This is a genomic window from Sinomonas sp. R1AF57 (genome assembly GCF_002224485.1).
GTDB lineage: Bacteria > Actinomycetota > Actinomycetes > Actinomycetales > Micrococcaceae > Sinomonas > Sinomonas flava.
The window spans coordinates 3,626,808-3,642,443 of sequence record NZ_CP022463.1 but is presented as its reverse complement, the minus strand read 5'-3'; the positions used below and the strand labels follow the sequence as shown (position 1 = coordinate 3,642,443).

Below are 15,636 nucleotides of genomic sequence, written 5' to 3'. Positions count from 1 at the left end.
CAGGGACATGACCCCTCAGCGAGGGGGGCGAGCGTGGACCGCGGGTTTGCAACGTTCTGCAACGCTCCCGTGAGTGTGACGCGCGCCATACCGTCATACGCATCAGCTCAGGCGTTCAAGGGAGAAGTGCAATGAGTGATGCAAGCACATCAGATGCGGCGCTGGAGGGGGCGAGGGCGTGGTTCGCGGACCTCGAGGCGGCGTTCGCGGCGGGCGACGTCACGGCTGCCGCCGTGCTGTTCGGCGACGAGAGCTACTGGCGGGACCTCGCGAGCCTCACGTGGAACATCCACACGGCGGAGGGGCGTGACGAGATCGCGGCGATGCTCACCGCCGTGGGGCCGGAGGCGTGGCCGCGCGACCTCGAGGTCACGGGCGCAGCCGATGCCGACGGCGTGACCGAAGCCTGGTACACCTTCCGCAACAGGGCGTTCCACGGCAAGGGACTCGTGCGGCTGCGCGACGGCAGGGCGTGGACGCTGCTGTCCAGCGCGCAGGGCCTCAACGACTTCCCCGAGCCTGCAGGCCGACGACGAGAGCGGGGGGCGGAGCACGGCGTCAACGTCTCCACCGAGAACTGGCTCGACCGGCGCAACGCGCGGGCCGAATCCTTCGGCATCGACGAGCAGCCCTACGTGCTGGTCGTGGGCGGCGGGCAGGGCGGCATCGGCCTGGCGGCGCGGCTCAAGCGGCTCGGGGTTCCCGCCCTCGTGATCGACAAGCACCCGCGGCCCGGCGACCAGTGGCGCTCGCGCTACCACTCGCTGTGCCTCCACGATCCGGTCTGGTACGACCACATGCCGTACCTCCCCTTCCCGGACCACTGGCCGGTCTTCACGCCGAAGGACAAGATGGGCGACTGGCTCGAGCACTACACCCAGATCATGGAGCTCGACTACTGGCCCAGCACCGAGGCCACGAGCGCGTCCTTCGACGAGGACGCGCAGCGCTGGACCGTCAGGGTGGTCCGCGACGGCCGTGAGCTCACCCTGACCCCGACCCACCTCGTCATGGCCACCGGCATGTCCGGCATCCCGAGCGTCCCCAGGCTGCCTGGCCAGGAGGTTTTCCGCGGCGACCAGCACCACTCCTCCCAGCATCCGGGCGGCGCGAAGTACGCCGGCAAGAAGGTCGTCGTCGTGGGATCGAACAACTCGGCCCACGACATCTGCGCCGACCTGTGGCAGAACGGTGCCGAGCCGACCATGCTCCAGCGGTCGAGCACGCACATCGTCCGCTCGGACTCGCTCATGGAGGTGGTCTTGGGCCCGCTGTACTCGGAGGAGGCCCTGGCGAACGGGATCGACCACGAGACGGCCGACCTCATCTTCGCCTCCATTCCGTACAAGGTCCTCCCGGACTTCCAGCGGCCCGCATTCGACGAGATCCGCGAGCGGGACAAGGAGTTCTACGCTGGGCTCGAGCAGGCCGGCTTCCAGCTCGACTTCGGCGACGACGGCTCGGGCCTCTTCCTCAAGTACCTCCGTCGCGGCTCGGGCTACTACATCGACATCGGCGCGTCCGAGCTCATCGCCAAGGGTGCGATCCGGCTCGCGAACGGCCAGGTCTCACACCTCGAGCAGGACGCGGTGGTGCTCGACGACGGCACCCGCCTCGAGGCGGACGCGGTCGTCTACGCCACGGGGTACGGCTCGATGAACGGCTGGGCGGCGAAGCTGATCTCCCAGGAGGTCGCGGACAAGGTCGGCAAGTGCTGGGGCCTGGGCTCCGACACCACCAAGGACCCGGGGCCTTGGCAGGGCGAGCTGCGCAACATGTGGAAGCCCACCCAGCAGGAGAACCTCTGGTTCCACGGCGGCAACCTGCACCAGTCGCGGCACTACTCGAAGTACCTGGCCCTCCAGCTCAAGGCCAGGTTCGAGGGGCTGGAGACCCCGGTCTACGCGCTGGCCGAGACCCATCACACCCACTGAGACGTCAGGAGGCATCGTCACCGCCGGCAGGACGTCTCACTGCTGGCAGAGGCAGAAGGGGTGACTGGCCGGGTCGAGGAAGACCCGGAAGGTTGTGCCCGGCTGGTGCTCGTGCTTGGTCGCGCCGAGGCCGATCACGGCCTCCTCGGCGGCGTCCAGGTCGTCGACGACCACGTCGAGGTGCATCTGCTGGGGGTGCTCCTGCCCCGGCCACTCCGGCGCACGGTAGTCCGCCACGCCCTGGAAGTCGATGCGCCGGCCGTCCTCGCCGTGGAGCTCGACCCAGTCGGAGGCCTCCTCTTCGACGCGCCAGTCCAGGAGCGTTCCGTAGAACCGGGCGAGGGCGGCGGGGTCACGGCAGTCGATGACGAGGGAGGGTGTACGTGCGATAGCCATGGAGCCCACGGTAGCGAGAGCCGCGGACAGGGGCTGTCCGCAGCGCCGATGGGGAGTGTCAGGCGAGATCGAGGCGCATGAGCACCCGCGGGAAGCCCCCGGACACGGACGTCGTCTCCGCCGCCGGGGTGAACCCCGCCTGCTCGAACATGGAGCGCGTGCCGACATACGCCATTGTGAGGTCGACCTTCTTCCCGTGGTTGTCCACGGGGTAGCCCTCGATGGCAGGCGCGCCGTGGTCCCGTGCGAACCGGACCGCGCCGGCCAGGAGCGCCTGCGCGACTCCCCGCCTGCGGTACCCGGGCCGGACCCGGAAGCACCACACGCTCCACACGGGTGCGTCGTCGACATGGGGGATCCTGGTCGAGCGGGCGAAGGGGTGGGCCGCCGCCCGCGGCGCGACCGCGGCCCACCCGCACACCTCGCCGTCGAGGTACGCCAGGACGCCCGGCGGGACCTGACGGGAGCAGAGCCCCCGGACGTACTCGCGCCGCTCGCGTCCCACGAGCGACCGGTTCGTCTTCGAGTCGAGGCGGTGGCTCAGACACCAGCAGACCGTCGCGTCGGGGTTCTTCGGGCCGAGGATCGTCGCGACGTCGTCGAACCGCTCCGCCGTCGCCGGCCGGACCTCAATGGTCCCGGCGGGTGCCATCAGCGCACCACCGAGTACCGGGCGCAGGCGAAGTCCCGGTTGCGCGCCACGTCCTCGAGCCGGAGCTCGAGGCGCCGCGGGAGGAGCGGGAAGCCTGCCCCAAGCGCGACCGGCGCGTACTGGACCCACACCTCATCCAGGAGGCCAGCGTCTGCAAACTGGCCAGCGAGGTCGCCCCCGCCCACGACCCACACATTGAGCCCATCGGCGGCGGCCGTCATCTCCGCATGGACCTCGGCCACGGGAGCCGAGGTGAAGCGGATGTCCCCGTCCATGGGCTCAAGGCCGCCGTGCGTGAAGACCCACGTCGGCTGTTCGTAGGGCCAGCCCTCGCCGACCGCCTCAGGGTGGTCCAGGAGCCACCGGTACGTGGTGGCTCCCATCGCGAGGGCGCCCACGCCGGCGATGAACGCGTCGTAGCCCATCGGCCCTGCGGAGTCGACGTCCCGGCTCAGGAGCCAGGAGAGGGACTGTTCGGGGTCGGCGATGAAGCCGTCGATGCTCGACGCGGTGAAGAACTGGGTGGCCACGCCGCCAGTATGGCGCGTCCGGCCCTCGCGATGTGAGCCGTGCAACGCGGGAGGGTGGCCGAGGCTACGTTTCACGCAGGTTGCAAGGCATTTCCTGGGTAACAGCAGTTGTCTGCGAGTAAACCATTTTGGTCGTCTGCATCACGCCAACGCAAAAAGTTTGTGCAATGTCCACGGCATGCTCGCCCGGCATGGGTTCACCATTAATTCCGGCATTGCACCCCCTCACGGAAGTTGGCCCCCATGGCTTCCCAACCCGAACTCCACAAGACCCTCAAGCCGCGGCACCTGTCGATGATCGCCATCGCCGGCGTCATCGGCGCCGGCCTGTTCGTCGGCTCCGGCGCAGCCATCCAGCAGGCCGGGCCGGGCATCCTGCTCGCCTACGCGGCTGCGGGCGTCGTCGTCATCCTCGTCATGCGCATGCTCGGCGAAATGGCGGCGGCGAACCCTGAGACCGGCTCGTTCTCGTCCTACGCGGACAAGGCGCTCGGGCGCTGGGCCGGGTTCAGCATCGGCTGGCTCTACGCCTGGTTCTGGATCATCGTCCTCGGCATCGAGGCGACCGCGGGCGCCGCGATCATGCACCGCTGGATCCCCGGCGTCGACCAGTGGATCTGGGCCCTCGCGCTCATGATCGCCCTCACGCTCACCAACGTGTGGAGCGTCAAGTCCTACGGCGAGTTCGAATTCTGGTTCGCCTCGGTCAAGGTCACCGCGATCGTCCTGTTCCTCGTCGCCGGCGTCGCCGCGATCCTCGGCCTGATCCCGGGCGTCCCCGCCCCGGGCACCTCGAACCTCCTCGGCCACGGCGGCTTCATGCCCAACGGCGCCGACGCCGTGCTCGCCGGCATCCTCGTCGTCGTGTTCTCCTTCTTCGGCGCGGAGATCGCCACCATCGCCGCCGGCGAGTCGAAGGACCCGGTCACCGCCGTCCGCAAGGCCGTGAACTCGACCGTGTGGCGCATCCTCGTCTTCTACATCGGCTCGATGGCCATCGTCGTCACGCTCCTGCCCTGGGACGATGCCTCCGTCGCGAAGAGCCCCTATGTCGCCGTGATCGAGCGCTTCGGGATCCCCGGTGCCGGCACCATCATGGACATCGTCGTCCTGACCTCGGTGCTCTCGTGCCTCAACTCGGGCCTGTACACGGCCAGCCGCATGATCTTCTCCCTCTCCACCCGCGGCGACGCCCCCACCTCGTGGGCCCGCATCTCGAGCCGCGGGGTCCCGGTCCGCTCGGTCCTGGTCTCCACCGTGGTCGGGTTCATCACGGTGGGCCTGAACTACCTCTGGCCGGACACCGTGTTCCTCTTCCTCGTGAACACCTCCGGTGCGATCGCGCTGTTCGTCTGGCTCGTCATCTCGATCTCCCAGCTCATCCTGCGCCGCCGCGCGGACGCTGCCGGCACCAAGCTCGAGATCCGCATGTGGCTCTTCCCGTTCCTGACCTGGTTCTCGATCATCGCCATCGCCGCGCTGATCGTCGGCATGGCCTTCTTCGACAGCACACGCGACTCCCTGTGGCTCTCGATCGGCCTCGCCGCGGTCGTGGTCGCTATCGGGGCGGTGCGCTACCGGCGCCAGCGCGGCCCCGTCGGCCCGCACGAGCACACGCCGTCCGAGGACACCGCAGAGGTCCTCGAGGTCGACGCCGAGGCCCACGGCCACGGCGCCTGACCCGGCGCTCGGCGTTCCGACGAGCGCGTGAACCTGCACAGCTCAGGGCCGGTGCGAGCCTTCCGAGGCCGCTTCCGGCCCTGAGCTGTGCAGTTTCTGACCACCGGGAGCGGTCGTGCCCACCAAGGCCTCGACCGCGTCCGCCCCGGCGACGGCCCCGCCGGCGGCCTGATAGCCCGCCGCCACACGCCGCGCGCCGTCGGCCATTCCGACCGCCCGGTGGACGGCCTCGCGCAGCCGTTCCGGGCTCAGCTTCCCCTTGGCGATCCGGACTCCGGCACCCGCATGGACCACGCGCGCCGCGACCTCGAGCTGGTCCCGGCCGAACGGGACCACGACGCACGGCACCCCCGCCGCGAGGGCCTTCTGGGTCGCGCCCATGCCGCCGTGGGTCACGGCGACGGCAGCACGCTCCAGGATCGGACCGTGGGGGACGAACCGCTCCACCCGGACGTTGGGCGGCAGCGGCCCGAGGTCCGCGACGCCGGCGGGCATCGTCACCACGACGCGGTACGGCTCCCCGCCGAGGCCCTCGACGGCCGCCCTGGCCAGCGACTCGTCGGCCTGGTACTCGGAGGATGTCGTGACGAGCACGAACGGGTCGCCCGCGTCCTCCACCCAGCGCGGCGCCGGGCCCGGCGGCTCCCAGGGGAGGGCGCCGATGAGGCGGATCTGCGGCCCCCAGTCCGGGTGCGGGTAGTCGAACGGTTCCGCGGTTGCCACGAGGGTCAGGGGTGCGGACTGGAAGAACTCGTCTACAGTCGCGACACCTGGGAGCCCGTTCGCAGCCAGCACTCGATTGATGCCGGGGCGGAAGCGCTTCTCGAGCTGGCCCATGACAAGAGGCCGCAGCAGAGCGTCGCGGAGCCGCCCCAGAGGCCCCGCGAGGGGCGCGAGGCCCGGGCCGAACGGGGGCGTTCCGCGTGAGCTGAGCGGGGGAATGTAGGGGCAAAACGTCACCCACGGACCGCCCCACGCCTGGGCCGCGGCGCGTGCGCCCCAGGGGTTGAGATCGACGATGACCGCGTCCGGGTTGGTGTCGCCGATCGCCGCGGCCAGGTCGGCGCCGTCGAGTGGTGCTCGGCGGACGAAGACCTCCGCGGAGGCCGAAAGGGCCTCGAGGGTATTGCGTGCGCCGAAGTCGTGGTGCTCGATGGCAGCGGTCCTGCCGTCTGTGGGCGCCGTCGCGAGTCCCAGACCGAGCAGGAGGTCCACTTGGTCGGCCCGGGTGCGCACCTCGACGCGGTGGCCGCGCCGCTTCAGCTCGAGGAGCAGCGGGACCAGGGGATAGAGGTCGCCGATGGAGGGGGAGGTGTAGGCGAGGACGGTGGGCATCATGGCCTCCGAGTGAGCGGCTCGAGGAGCTCGAGGAGCGCCTCTCTGTATTCCGTCGGGCTCAGTCCGGCATCGAGCCGGAGGAGCTTCCAGACGTAGACGTCGCACACGGCGACGAACTGGGCGAGGCGGCGCCCGCGCGCGGCGTCGTCCAGCCCCTCGAGGCAGGGCGCGAAGACCCGCTCGCACCAGGAACGGTGGTAGGCGCGTCCGGCGCCGGTGACGGCTGCCATGAACGGCGATGAGGCCTCCTCGGCAAGGAGGCGCAGTGAGAGGCCCCCGTCGCGCTCGTAGTGCTCTGCGAGGTTGGCGACGGCGTCCTCCAGGTTGCCCGCCACTGCGATGTCCCGTTCGGCCGCGACGCGGGCGGCCTGCCGCTCGGCGGTGGCGGCGAAGAGCGTGTCCTTGTCGCCGAACCTCCGCAGGACGGTCTGGACGCTCACCCCGGCGCGGGCGGCGACGGCGTCGAGCGTGATGGCGGCGATCGCGGCGCCGTCCTCGAACTCCCCTGCCGCCGCATCGAGGATGCGCTCGGCCGTGGCCGCTGCGGACTCGGCCCGCTTGGTCATGACGTACGTCCGGGACGAGGCCGCGGATTTCATGTCAATAAGACTAACTCGAATATCGCGGGCTGAACAGAGGCCCGCCCCTTCTCGGCTTTCTGTCGGCGCCCTCTCATAGGGTTGGTCCCGTGACCCCGTCCACCGCCTCGTCCCGCCTCCAGCCGGGCTCCACCCCCCGCGAGATCCTGCGCCTCGCCGTCCCAGCGTTCTTCGCGCTCATCGCCGAGCCCCTGTTCCTCCTCGCGGACTCCGCGATCGTGGGCCACCTCGGCGTGGAGCAGCTCGCGGGCCTCGGCCTCGCGACCACGGTGCTGCAGACCGCCGTCGGGCTCATGGTCTTCCTCGCCTACGGGACCGGGCCGGCGGTCGCACGGTTCCTCGGCGCCGGGAAGACGGGCCACGCGATGGCGGCGGCGCGCGACGGCGCGTGGCTCGCCCTGCTCCTGGGGGTGGCCCTCGCGGTGCTCGGCTGGGTTGCGGCACCCGCGGTGATTGGCGTCCTCGGCGGGTCTGCACAGGTCCAGGCCTACGCGATCGAGTACCTGGTGTGGTCGATGCCCGGGCTCGTGGGCATGCTCCTCGTCTTCGCCGGGACCGGCGCCCTGCGCGGACTGCAGGACACCCGCACGCCCCTTGTCGTCGCGACCGCCGGTTTCACGGGGAACATCCTGCTCAATCTGGCCTTCGTGTACGGGCTCGGCTGGGGGATCGCGGGCTCGGCGATCGGCACGAGCCTGGCGCAGCTCGGAATGGCCGCGGTCTACATGGGCATCGTCCTGCACAGGATGCGGTACGAGGGGGTCGGCATGCTCCCGAGCCGCCGCGGGCTGCTCGCAGCCGCGCATGTTGGGTCGTGGCTCATGCTCCGGACCCTCACGCTCCGGGCCGCGATCTTCGCGGCCGTCGTCGTCGCGGCGCAGCAGGGCCCGGCCAACCTCGCCGCCCACCAGCTCGCCATGACCCTCTTCAGCTTCCTCGCCTTCGCGCTGGATGCCCTCGCGATCGCCGCACAGGCCCTCATCGGCAAGGAGCTCGGCGCCTCGAATGCCGCGCGGGCGCGCGAGCTGACCCGCGTCATGGTGCGCTGGTCGCTGGGCTTCGGCCTCCTCACCGGCGCGATCCTCGCCGCGGCGGCTCCCTGGATTGGCTGGATCTTCACGCCCGATCCCGAGGTCCACGAGGCCCTGTGGCCGGCGCTGCTCGTGCTGGCCGCGAGCCAGCCCGTCTCGGGGTACGTCTTCGTGCTGGACGGCGTGCTCATCGGCGCCGGCGACGCCCGCTACCTCGCCCTTGCCGGCGTGCTCAACCTCGTCGTGTACGCGCCGCTCGTGGTCTGGGTCGGCGCCGCCGGCGTCGCAGGCCCGGTCGGGCTCATGTGGCTCTGGGCGGCCTTCGCCGGCGGGTACATGCTGGTCCGGGCCGTGACCCTCGGCCTCCGCGCCCGCTCGAACGCCTGGATGGTCCTCGGGGCGCACTGACCTGCGGAACAGGGCTCGCTAGACTTGGTCCGTGCCCGACACCCCCTCGACCCCCGCCCCCGGCGTGCCCTCCGACCCGTCCACGTCGGCCGGAGCGCCCGGCCCGGCCCTGTGGCGGCCCATCGCCCTGCGCGCCGCGGTCGCCCTCGCCTTCGGCGCGGTGACGGTGTTCTGGGGCCAGCCCACCACGGCGGGAGCCGCCTGGGCGCTGGGCGCATACTTCGTGGGGCTCGCCGTCGCGCAGGCGTGGCAGCTCAGGGAGGAGGGCCGGTCCGCTGAACCCGAGGCGCGGCCCAGCGGCACCCAGAGGACCGTCGCTTCGGCGGCCTACGGGCTCGCGGCAGCGGTCGCGATCGCGCTCGGCGCCGCCCCGGAGCCGATCGTCCTTGCAGTCGGCGGCGCCGCGGCCCTCGTGCTCACCGGCGCGTCGGACCTCTTCCGCGGCATCGCCGGCCGAGGCCGGAGCCCGCTCGCCCGCGACGAGGTGATCACCGGCGTCGTGCATCTCGGTGCAGGAGCGATCCTGCCGTTCTTCGCCGGTCTCGGAGCCCACGCGCTCCTCGGCGTCTCAGGCGGCGGAGCGATCATCACCGGCGTGCTCCTGGCCATCGCGGGCCTGAGCCTGCGGCATGATTCCTCGCCACGCGGCGTCGTGGCCTAGAATCACTAAGGTTCTACTTCTCGTAGAACACCACGAATCCCACCCCGGCCAGTTCAGGAGGGCCCATGTCCGAATCGCCACGCGGACCGCGCGTCGGGATCAAGGGACCCCTCCTGTTCTCCGCGTTCTTCGCCGTCATCACGTTCTTCGCGGTGCTGTTCTTCGCGTCCGGGGGGACGAACAAGGGCCTCCGCTTCGACCTGGCGTTCAGCGGCGCCGGCATCGCCTTCATCGTCTGCCTCGTGGCCGCCGCCATGCTCTCGATGAGCTACAAGGAGAACGCCGACCACCTCGGCAAGGGCTCCGGCATCAACCTTCGCTCCTCCGACCGCACCCAGCCTCGATCCGAGGGCGGGGACGGCGGTGCCGAGGGCACGGACACGCACGACGGCGGGCCCTCCTCGCGCTAACTGGCCGCCCTGCGCTCCCGATAGGCGCGCACATGCGCACGGTTGGCGCAGTTCCCGGTGTCGCAGTAGCGCTTCGACCGGTTCTTCGAGAGGTCGATCAGCACGGCCTCGCAGTCCTCGGCGGCGCAGACGCGCAGCCGGTCGAGCTCCTTCGAGCGGATCACGTCCACGAACGCCATCGCGGCCTCGGTCCCCATGCGGTCGGCGAGCGGTGCCTCCGGCGTGGTGGCGTGCAGGTGCCAGTCCCAGTGGTCATGCCTGACGAGCTGCGGGAGCGCCCGGGCCTCGCGCAGGAGGGCGTTCACGATCTCGACCGCCTCGTCCTCCGGGACGTCCCACAGCCGCCGCAGGCGCGACCGCAGGAGGCGGACGGCGGCGAGCTCCGCGTCGTCGTGCGTGCGGGAGCCGCTGAACCCCTCCTCGTCCAGGAAGCGGTCCAGGTCGGAGCCGGTGGCGAGCAGCTCGCCGCGGTCGGCGTCGAGGGTGTTGACGAGGTTGACGGCGCTCTTGAGCGCCACCTCCGTGTCATGGGCGAAGATCATGTTGACTCCTGACGGTGCCCGGGTGTCTACTGTCATTACCATACCCATGTTTGACCCCTGACATCACGTGTGACTTCTGCCCTGGGAGGTGCTCTGTGCGTGCCGTGAATGGATCCGCCGCGAACCGCTCCGCGTCCGGACTCGTCTTCGCCCTGCTGTCCGCAGCGACATTCGGGATCTCCGGCCCGCTCGGGAAGTCCCTCCTCGAGTCCGGCTGGACTCCCGGCGCCGTGGTGGGAGCGCGCATCACCCTCGCGGCCCTCGTCATGGTGGTCCCGGCACTGTGGATGATGCGCGGGCAGTGGGGCCGGCTCCGCGGCGCCGTCGGGCTCATGGCCGCCTACGGCGCGGTGGCGATCGCCCTGTGCCAGTTCTTCTACTTCAACGCGGTGGCCCGCATGAGCCCGCCGGTGGCGCTGATGCTCGAGTACCTCGCGCCCATCATGATCGTCGGATGGCTCTGGCTGCGCACGCGTCGCCGCCCCGGCGCGCTCACGGTCGCCGGAACGGCCGTGGCGATGCTCGGCCTCGTGCTCGTCCTCGACCTCCTGACGGGCGCGACCGTGGACCCGATCGGCGTCCTCTGGGGGGCCGCCGCCGCTGTCTGCCTCGCCGTGTACTTCGTGCTGACGGCCAAGTCCGACGGCGTCCTCCCGCCCTTCGTGACCGTGGCCGGCGGCATGGTGTTCGGCGCTGCGACGATCGGAGTCCTCACCGTGGTGGGGCTGCTGCCGGTCGCGGCGACGTTCGGCAGCGTCGAGCTCATGGGGGAAGAGGTCAGCTGGCTGGTCCCGGTCCTCGGCATCACCCTCATCGCTGCCGTCGCCGCGTACGTCTTCGGCATCGTCGCCGGGCAGAGGCTCGGCTCGAAGGTGGCGAGCTTCGTCTCCCTCACCGAGGTCCTGTTCTCGGTCGTCGCGTCGTGGCTCATGATCGGCGACGTCCCCGGGCCGGTGCAGTTCCTCGGGGGCGGGCTCATCGTGGCCGGCGTCATCATGGTCCGCATGGACGAGCTCCGCGCCCCCGCGGAGCAGGCCGTTCCCGACACGGCGCCGGAGGCCCTGCCGGCGGCTGATCTGGAGGTGCGAGGACTCGGCTCCGAGCTCACGACCGGGGCCCTGCCCATCGTGGAGCGACCCGCCTAGCATTGACGGCATGTGCCGCAACATCAGAGTCCTGCACAACTTCGAGCCCCACGCGACGAACGAGGAAGTTCACGCCGCAGCCCTGCAGTACGTGCGCAAGGTGAGCGGGAGCACCCATCCGTCCAAGGCGAACGAGGAGGCCTTCAACAGGGCCGTCGAGGAGATCGCCCACATCACGGCGCACCTCCTGGATGACCTCGTGACGAGTGCCCCTCCCCGGAACCGGGAGGACGAGGCGGCGAAGGCGAAGGCGCGGGCCGCCGTCCGCTTCGGCACGGCCTGACCCCGCCCGGCCCGCCCCCACCATCACCCCGCCCCGCCCAGCCCCCCGTCTCGGGTACGCGAAATCACCTCCCCACCCCTTTCGGGTACGCGGAATCACCCTCAGGACGGTCTCGGGTACGAGCATGCTGCGGCGCCTGTACCCGAGAGGGTGGGTGGGGCGCCTTATGTGTACCCGAGAGGGGGAGTGGGGCGCCTTATGTGTACCCGAGAGGGGAAGGCCCTACCGGCCGAAATGCGTGAGCCGCAGCGAGTTCGCTACGACGAGCACCGAGCTCGCAGCCATCGCCGCACCCGCGATCATCGGGTTGAGCAGCCCGAGGGCTGCGACGGGGATTCCAACGGCGTTGTAGAAGAACGCCCAGAACAGGTTCGCCTTGATGATCGCGAGCGTGGCACGCGACAGCTCGATCGCCGTGGCCACCTGTCCCAGGTCGTCGCCCATGACCGTCAAGTCGGCGGCCTCCCTGGCCACGTCGGTGCCGGAGCCCATCGCGATCCCGAGGTCCGCCTGCGCCAATGCGGGCGCGTCGTTCACGCCGTCGCCGGCCATCGCGACCCGGGCGCCCCCGGCCTGGAGCCGCTTGACCGCCTCGACCTTCCCCTCCGGCCGGACCCCGGCGTGGACGTCCTCGGGGGCAATCCCCACCTCGGCGGCCACGCTCGCGGCGACCGCGGCATTGTCGCCCGTGAGCAGGACGGGCCTCAGCCCGAGCGCCCTGAGCCGTGCGATGCCCTCCGCGGAGCCGGGCTTCACCGTGTCGCGGAGGCTCAGGATGGCCGCCGGCACGCGGTCGACGACGACCCATACCGCCGTCGCGCCCGCCGCCTCGCGCTCGGCGAACCGGGCCAGTTGGCTGGCCCCCGGCGCTTCGGCGCGCTCCGCGATCCAGTCGGTGCGGCCCACGAGCACCTCGTGCCCGTCCACCGTCCCCTCGACCCCGCCGCCCGCCGACGACCGGAACCCGACGACGCCGGGCAGGCCCGCGGCGTCGTGCGCGACGCCGTCGTGCGCACCGCCTGTGTGGGAGGTTCCCCGAGCGGCAGGCACGTGGGCTCGGGCCGCGTCCACGACGGCGCGTGCGAGCGGATGCTCGCTGCCGGCCTCGACGGCGCCCGCCAGCCGCAGCACCCCGGCCTCGTCCCAGGAGCCGAAGGCGTCAACGGCATCGAGGGCGAGGCGGCCGGTCGTGACTGTGCCGGTCTTGTCCAGGACGATGGTGTCGACGGCGCGGGTGTCCTCGAGGACGTGCGCGCCGCGGATCAGGATCCCCAGCTGGGAGCCGCGCCCGCTGCCCGCGAGCAGGCCGACCGGCGTGGCGAGTCCCAGAGCGCAGGGGCAGGCGATGACGAGCACCGCGACCGAGGCAGTGAACGCGTCGCCCAGCGATCCGCCGAACGCGAGCCATGCCGCGAACGTCAGGGCTGCGACGACGAGGACCACCGGCACGAAGACGCCGCTGATACGGTCCGCAAGCCGCGCGATCGGAGCCTTGCCCGTCTGGGCCTCGGACACGAGGCGTGCCATCGCGGCAAGGGTGGTCTCGGAGCCGACCCGTGTTGCCTCGACCACGAGGCGGCCGGAGGTGTTGACGGTCGCACCCGTGACCGGATCGCCGGCCCTCACCTCGACCGGCACGGACTCGCCCGTGATCAGGGACGTGTCCACCGCAGAGGAGCCCTCGCGGACGGTGCCGTCGGTCGCGATCGTCTCGCCCGGCCGCACCACGAAGAGGTCGCCGGGCACGAGGCTCTCGGCCGCCACCACCGTCTCGACGCCGCCGCGCAGCACCGTGGCGCGCTTCGCCCCGCGGTCCAGGAGGGCGCGCAGCGCGTCCCCCGCGCGCGACTTGGCGCGGGCCTCGAGCCACCGGCCCAGCAGCAGGAAGGTCGTGACGACCACTGCGGTCTCGAAGTAGAGCCCTCCGCCGCTCCCTGACATCTCCATCCCGGGGTGCTCGGTCATCCGGGGTTCGGCGACGAGCTGGGCGAGGGAGTAGAGGTAGGCCGCGGCGACGCCGAGGGACACGAGCGTGTCCATGGTCGAGCCGAGATGGCGGGCGTTGATGGCCGCGGCGCGGTGGAACGGCCACGCCGACCACGTGACGACGGGCAGCGCGAGCGCCGCCGCCCACCAGCCCCAGTGGGCGAACTGCGCGCCCGGCACCATCGAGATGACGAACACCGGGATCGTCAGGGCGGCCGCGACCGCGAGTCGGGGGAGCAGGACGTCGGCGCGGCTCCGGGCAGGGGAGGCGGGGGCGGCCTCCGCGGTCGGCTCGCCCGCAGGGTCGGCTGGCAGTGCCAGGCCCCTCGCCTCGGGCGCGGGCACCGGGACGGACGACGGCGTGTGGCCGGCGTCCGTGGCCCCGGCACCCGAGCTGCCGCCGTCCTTGAGCCGGGCCGTGTACCCGGCGGACTCGACGGTGGCGAGCAGCTGCTCATCGGTCACGCCGGCGGGCACTTCGACCCGGGCGGACTCGAGGGGCAGGTTCACCGAGGCGTGGACGCCCTCGATCTTGCCCAGCTTCCGCTCGACCCGGTTGACGCATGACGCGCAGGTCATGCCCTCGATGTCGAGCTCGACGATCCGCGGGGCCTCTGGTGTGGATTCCAGGAAGGTACCCATCGGCTATGCGTCGTTGGCCACGACCAGGTAGCCCGCCTCGGCGACGGCCTCGCTGATGGCCTCGTGCTTGATCTTGCGGGTCGAGTCGATCGTCACCTCGGACACGCCACCCGCCTTGAGGTCGACGGAGACGCTCTCGACGCCGTCGATCGCCTCGAGCTCCTCGGTGACCGAGCTGACGCAGTGGCCGCAGGTCATGCCGTCGACGTGCACGGTGGTGGTGAAGTGGGTCATCGCGAGGCTCCTTGGCTGGGAAAGGTCTGGCTGAAGGGGTGTCTGGCCTGTTCCCGCCGCGAAGCGGGACAGGGGGATGAACGTGTCTGAGCCGGTGCAGCAGCCGGAGCTACCGCAGCAGTCGTCCGATGGCATCGGAGGCCTCCTTCACCTTGGAGTCGATCTCGCCGGCACGCTTGGCCGGGTCCGGTTCATTGGCAGCGCCCACCACGCAGTGGCCGATGTGCTCTTCGACGAGGCCGAGGCTCACCGCGTGCAGGGCCTTCGTGACCGCCGACATCTGGGTCAGGATGTCGATGCAGTACTTGTCCTCCTCGACCATCCGGGCAATTCCGCGCACTTGGCCCTCAATCCTCTTGAGGCGCCGCAGGTAGGCCTCTTTGTTGGAGGAGTACCCGTACGGCGGTCCTCCATGCGTCTCGGTGTCCACGACGTGCTCCATGCCGGCCAACCTATACCCGGGAGGGGTATAGGTCAAGTACCCCACGGGGGTATCCGGTCGAGGCTGGAGGCCGGTGTGTAACGAAGGGCACAGGCGGCGGATTTGGAGGAGGACGGTCGTGGCCGGTAATGTTTTCTGAGTCGCCGGGGCGGCCGAGAGAACATCGAGGCAGTCCAGAGCGGCAAATCCCCTTCGAGAATGGCCCGGATGGCCGCTGATTGAGTGCGCCTCCGGAACCCTGATCGCTCGCAGTCGTGAAGCAGTTTCCAAGAAAAACGGAATTTGCAGAGCGGGTGCGAAGAAGGTAGGATTGAATCTCGTTGCCGCGAGGAGATAAACCGGAAGAAATCCGGTCGATGCACTTGCGGGGCCTGTTGTTTGAGAACTCAATAGTGTGCCAAGTTCGTTGATGCCATTTTTTTGATGGTGTTGATTGCCTGGTTGCGTGCACCCCCGTGTGCGTGGCCGGGTTTTTATGCCAGTTTTGGATTGTGCTGGCCGGTGTGGGTGTTTTCCCGCCCTTCCGGCTGGTTCTTCTGTTTTTGACGGAGAGTTTGATCCTGGCTCAGGATGAACGCTGGCGGCGTGCTTAACACATGCAAGTCGGACGATGAAGCCCTTTCGGGGGTGGATTAGTGGCGAACGGGTGAGTAACACGTGAGCAACCTGCCCTTGACTCTGGGATAAGCCTGGGAAACTGGGTCTAATACCGGATAGGACCCC

The 15,636-nt window shown here is 70.5% G+C and carries 16 protein-coding genes; 7 read left to right on the top strand and 9 right to left on the bottom strand.

The window, feature by feature from the left end:
* Positions 1–131 precede the first annotated feature (131 nt).
* The gene (locus CGQ25_RS16850) at positions 132–1,934 is read left to right on the top strand and encodes an NAD(P)/FAD-dependent oxidoreductase (protein ID WP_208710970.1); all 1,803 of its coding nucleotides are present in this window, start codon (positions 132–134) and stop codon (positions 1,932–1,934) included.
* A gap of 36 nt (positions 1,935–1,970) precedes the next feature.
* Here the strand turns inward: CGQ25_RS16850 and CGQ25_RS16845 are convergent, their stop codons facing one another.
* The 3 genes from CGQ25_RS16845 to CGQ25_RS16835 are packed head-to-tail and all read right to left on the bottom strand — an operon-like array spanning position 1,971 to position 3,512.
* Entirely contained in the window at positions 1,971–2,330 is a 360-nt protein-coding gene (locus tag CGQ25_RS16845) for a VOC family protein (RefSeq protein ID WP_208710969.1), read from the bottom strand.
* Positions 2,331–2,388: 58 nt separating this feature from the next.
* Entirely contained in the window at positions 2,389–2,982 is a 594-nt protein-coding gene (locus CGQ25_RS16840; protein WP_208710968.1) for a GNAT family N-acetyltransferase, read from the bottom strand.
* The gene (locus CGQ25_RS16835; RefSeq protein ID WP_208710967.1) at positions 2,982–3,512 is read right to left on the bottom strand and encodes a dihydrofolate reductase family protein; all 531 of its coding nucleotides are present in this window, start codon (positions 3,510–3,512) and stop codon (positions 2,982–2,984) included. The genes CGQ25_RS16840 and CGQ25_RS16835 overlap by 1 nt, the downstream gene beginning before the upstream one ends.
* Before the next feature lie 243 nt (positions 3,513–3,755).
* On the opposite strand from CGQ25_RS16835, the gene CGQ25_RS16830 reads away from it, so the two are divergent.
* Positions 3,756–5,192, top strand: coding sequence for an amino acid permease (locus CGQ25_RS16830; protein WP_208710966.1), 1,437 nt, complete (start codon positions 3,756–3,758; stop codon positions 5,190–5,192).
* A gap of 42 nt (positions 5,193–5,234) precedes the next feature.
* Here CGQ25_RS16830 and CGQ25_RS16825 read toward each other — a convergent pair whose 3' ends face one another.
* Together CGQ25_RS16825 and CGQ25_RS16820 are read right to left on the bottom strand one after the other, a co-directional pair.
* Positions 5,235–6,530, bottom strand: a complete 1,296-nt coding sequence (locus CGQ25_RS16825; protein ID WP_222703674.1) for a glycosyltransferase — start codon at positions 6,528–6,530, stop codon at positions 5,235–5,237.
* A complete protein-coding gene (locus CGQ25_RS16820) occupies positions 6,527–7,129 on the bottom strand; it encodes a TetR/AcrR family transcriptional regulator (protein ID WP_208710964.1) in 603 nt (200 codons plus the stop codon). Before CGQ25_RS16820 ends, CGQ25_RS16825 begins: the two co-directional genes overlap by 4 nt.
* 89 nt (positions 7,130–7,218) lie before the next feature.
* Here CGQ25_RS16820 and CGQ25_RS16815 point away from each other — a divergent pair, with 89 nt between their 5' ends.
* The 3 genes from CGQ25_RS16815 (at position 7,219) to CGQ25_RS16805 (ending at position 9,639) form a co-directional block, all read left to right on the top strand.
* Entirely contained in the window at positions 7,219–8,568 is a 1,350-nt protein-coding gene (locus tag CGQ25_RS16815) for an MATE family efflux transporter (RefSeq protein ID WP_208710963.1), read from the top strand.
* A 31-nt stretch (positions 8,569–8,599) separates the two neighbouring features.
* Entirely contained in the window at positions 8,600–9,229 is a 630-nt protein-coding gene (locus tag CGQ25_RS16810; protein WP_208710962.1) for a hypothetical protein, read from the top strand.
* A gap of 65 nt (positions 9,230–9,294) precedes the next feature.
* The gene (locus tag CGQ25_RS16805; protein ID WP_255405398.1) at positions 9,295–9,639 is read left to right on the top strand and encodes a hypothetical protein; all 345 of its coding nucleotides are present in this window, start codon (positions 9,295–9,297) and stop codon (positions 9,637–9,639) included.
* Here CGQ25_RS16805 and CGQ25_RS16800 read toward each other — a convergent pair.
* Positions 9,636–10,181: an ABATE domain-containing protein gene (locus CGQ25_RS16800; RefSeq protein ID WP_208710961.1), complete on the bottom strand. Its 546-nt coding sequence runs from the start codon at positions 10,179–10,181 to the stop codon at positions 9,636–9,638. The genes CGQ25_RS16805 and CGQ25_RS16800 overlap by 4 nt on opposite strands.
* 95 nt (positions 10,182–10,276) lie before the next feature.
* Between CGQ25_RS16800 and CGQ25_RS16795 the strand changes: the two genes are divergently transcribed.
* Complete coding sequence (locus tag CGQ25_RS16795) at positions 10,277–11,326, top strand: DMT family transporter (protein WP_255405397.1); 1,050 nt, start codon at positions 10,277–10,279, stop codon at positions 11,324–11,326.
* Positions 11,327–11,336: 10 nt separating this feature from the next.
* On the top strand, positions 11,337–11,609 hold the full coding sequence (locus tag CGQ25_RS16790) for a DUF2277 domain-containing protein (protein ID WP_208710960.1): 273 nt from the start codon (positions 11,337–11,339) through the stop codon (positions 11,607–11,609).
* 222 nt (positions 11,610–11,831) lie between these two features.
* On the opposite strand, the gene CGQ25_RS16785 is transcribed toward CGQ25_RS16790, so the two are convergent.
* The 3 genes from CGQ25_RS16785 to CGQ25_RS16775 form a co-directional block, all read right to left on the bottom strand.
* Positions 11,832–14,237 (bottom strand): cation-translocating P-type ATPase, encoded by a 2,406-nt coding sequence (locus tag CGQ25_RS16785; RefSeq protein ID WP_208710959.1) that lies wholly within the window; start codon positions 14,235–14,237, stop codon positions 11,832–11,834.
* Positions 14,238–14,240: 3 nt separating this feature from the next.
* Positions 14,241–14,471 carry a heavy-metal-associated domain-containing protein gene (locus CGQ25_RS16780; RefSeq protein WP_208710958.1) on the bottom strand — a complete coding sequence of 77 codons (231 nt, stop codon included), beginning with the start codon at positions 14,469–14,471 and terminating at the stop codon, positions 14,241–14,243.
* Between the two features lie 109 nt (positions 14,472–14,580).
* Entirely contained in the window at positions 14,581–14,913 is a 333-nt protein-coding gene (locus CGQ25_RS16775; RefSeq protein WP_208710957.1) for a metal-sensitive transcriptional regulator, read from the bottom strand.
* Between the last annotated feature and the right edge of the window lie 723 nt (positions 14,914–15,636).

What these genes read in the sequence shown, in the direction of transcription:
- CGQ25_RS16800 (WP_208710961.1), bottom strand. Translation starts at nt 10,181, where the DNA reads ATGATCTTCGCCCATGACACGGAGGTGGCGCTCAAGAGCGCCGTCAAC.
- CGQ25_RS16780 (WP_208710958.1), bottom strand. Translation starts at nt 14,471, where the DNA reads ATGACCCACTTCACCACCACCGTGCACGTCGACGGCATGACCTGCGGC.
- CGQ25_RS16775 (WP_208710957.1), bottom strand. Translation starts at nt 14,913, where the DNA reads ATGGAGCACGTCGTGGACACCGAGACGCATGGAGGACCGCCGTACGGG.
- CGQ25_RS16805 (WP_255405398.1), top strand. Translation starts at nt 9,295, where the DNA reads ATGTCCGAATCGCCACGCGGACCGCGCGTCGGGATCAAGGGACCCCTC.
- CGQ25_RS16825 (WP_222703674.1), bottom strand. Translation starts at nt 6,530, where the DNA reads ATGATGCCCACCGTCCTCGCCTACACCTCCCCCTCCATCGGCGACCTC.
- CGQ25_RS16840 (WP_208710968.1), bottom strand. Translation starts at nt 2,982, where the DNA reads ATGGCACCCGCCGGGACCATTGAGGTCCGGCCGGCGACGGCGGAGCGG.
- CGQ25_RS16790 (WP_208710960.1), top strand. Translation starts at nt 11,337, where the DNA reads ATGTGCCGCAACATCAGAGTCCTGCACAACTTCGAGCCCCACGCGACG.
- CGQ25_RS16785 (WP_208710959.1), bottom strand. Translation starts at nt 14,237, where the DNA reads ATGGGTACCTTCCTGGAATCCACACCAGAGGCCCCGCGGATCGTCGAG.
- CGQ25_RS16850 (WP_208710970.1), top strand. Translation starts at nt 132, where the DNA reads ATGAGTGATGCAAGCACATCAGATGCGGCGCTGGAGGGGGCGAGGGCG.
- CGQ25_RS16845 (WP_208710969.1), bottom strand. Translation starts at nt 2,330, where the DNA reads ATGGCTATCGCACGTACACCCTCCCTCGTCATCGACTGCCGTGACCCC.
- CGQ25_RS16820 (WP_208710964.1), bottom strand. Translation starts at nt 7,129, where the DNA reads ATGAAATCCGCGGCCTCGTCCCGGACGTACGTCATGACCAAGCGGGCC.
- CGQ25_RS16830 (WP_208710966.1), top strand. Translation starts at nt 3,756, where the DNA reads ATGGCTTCCCAACCCGAACTCCACAAGACCCTCAAGCCGCGGCACCTG.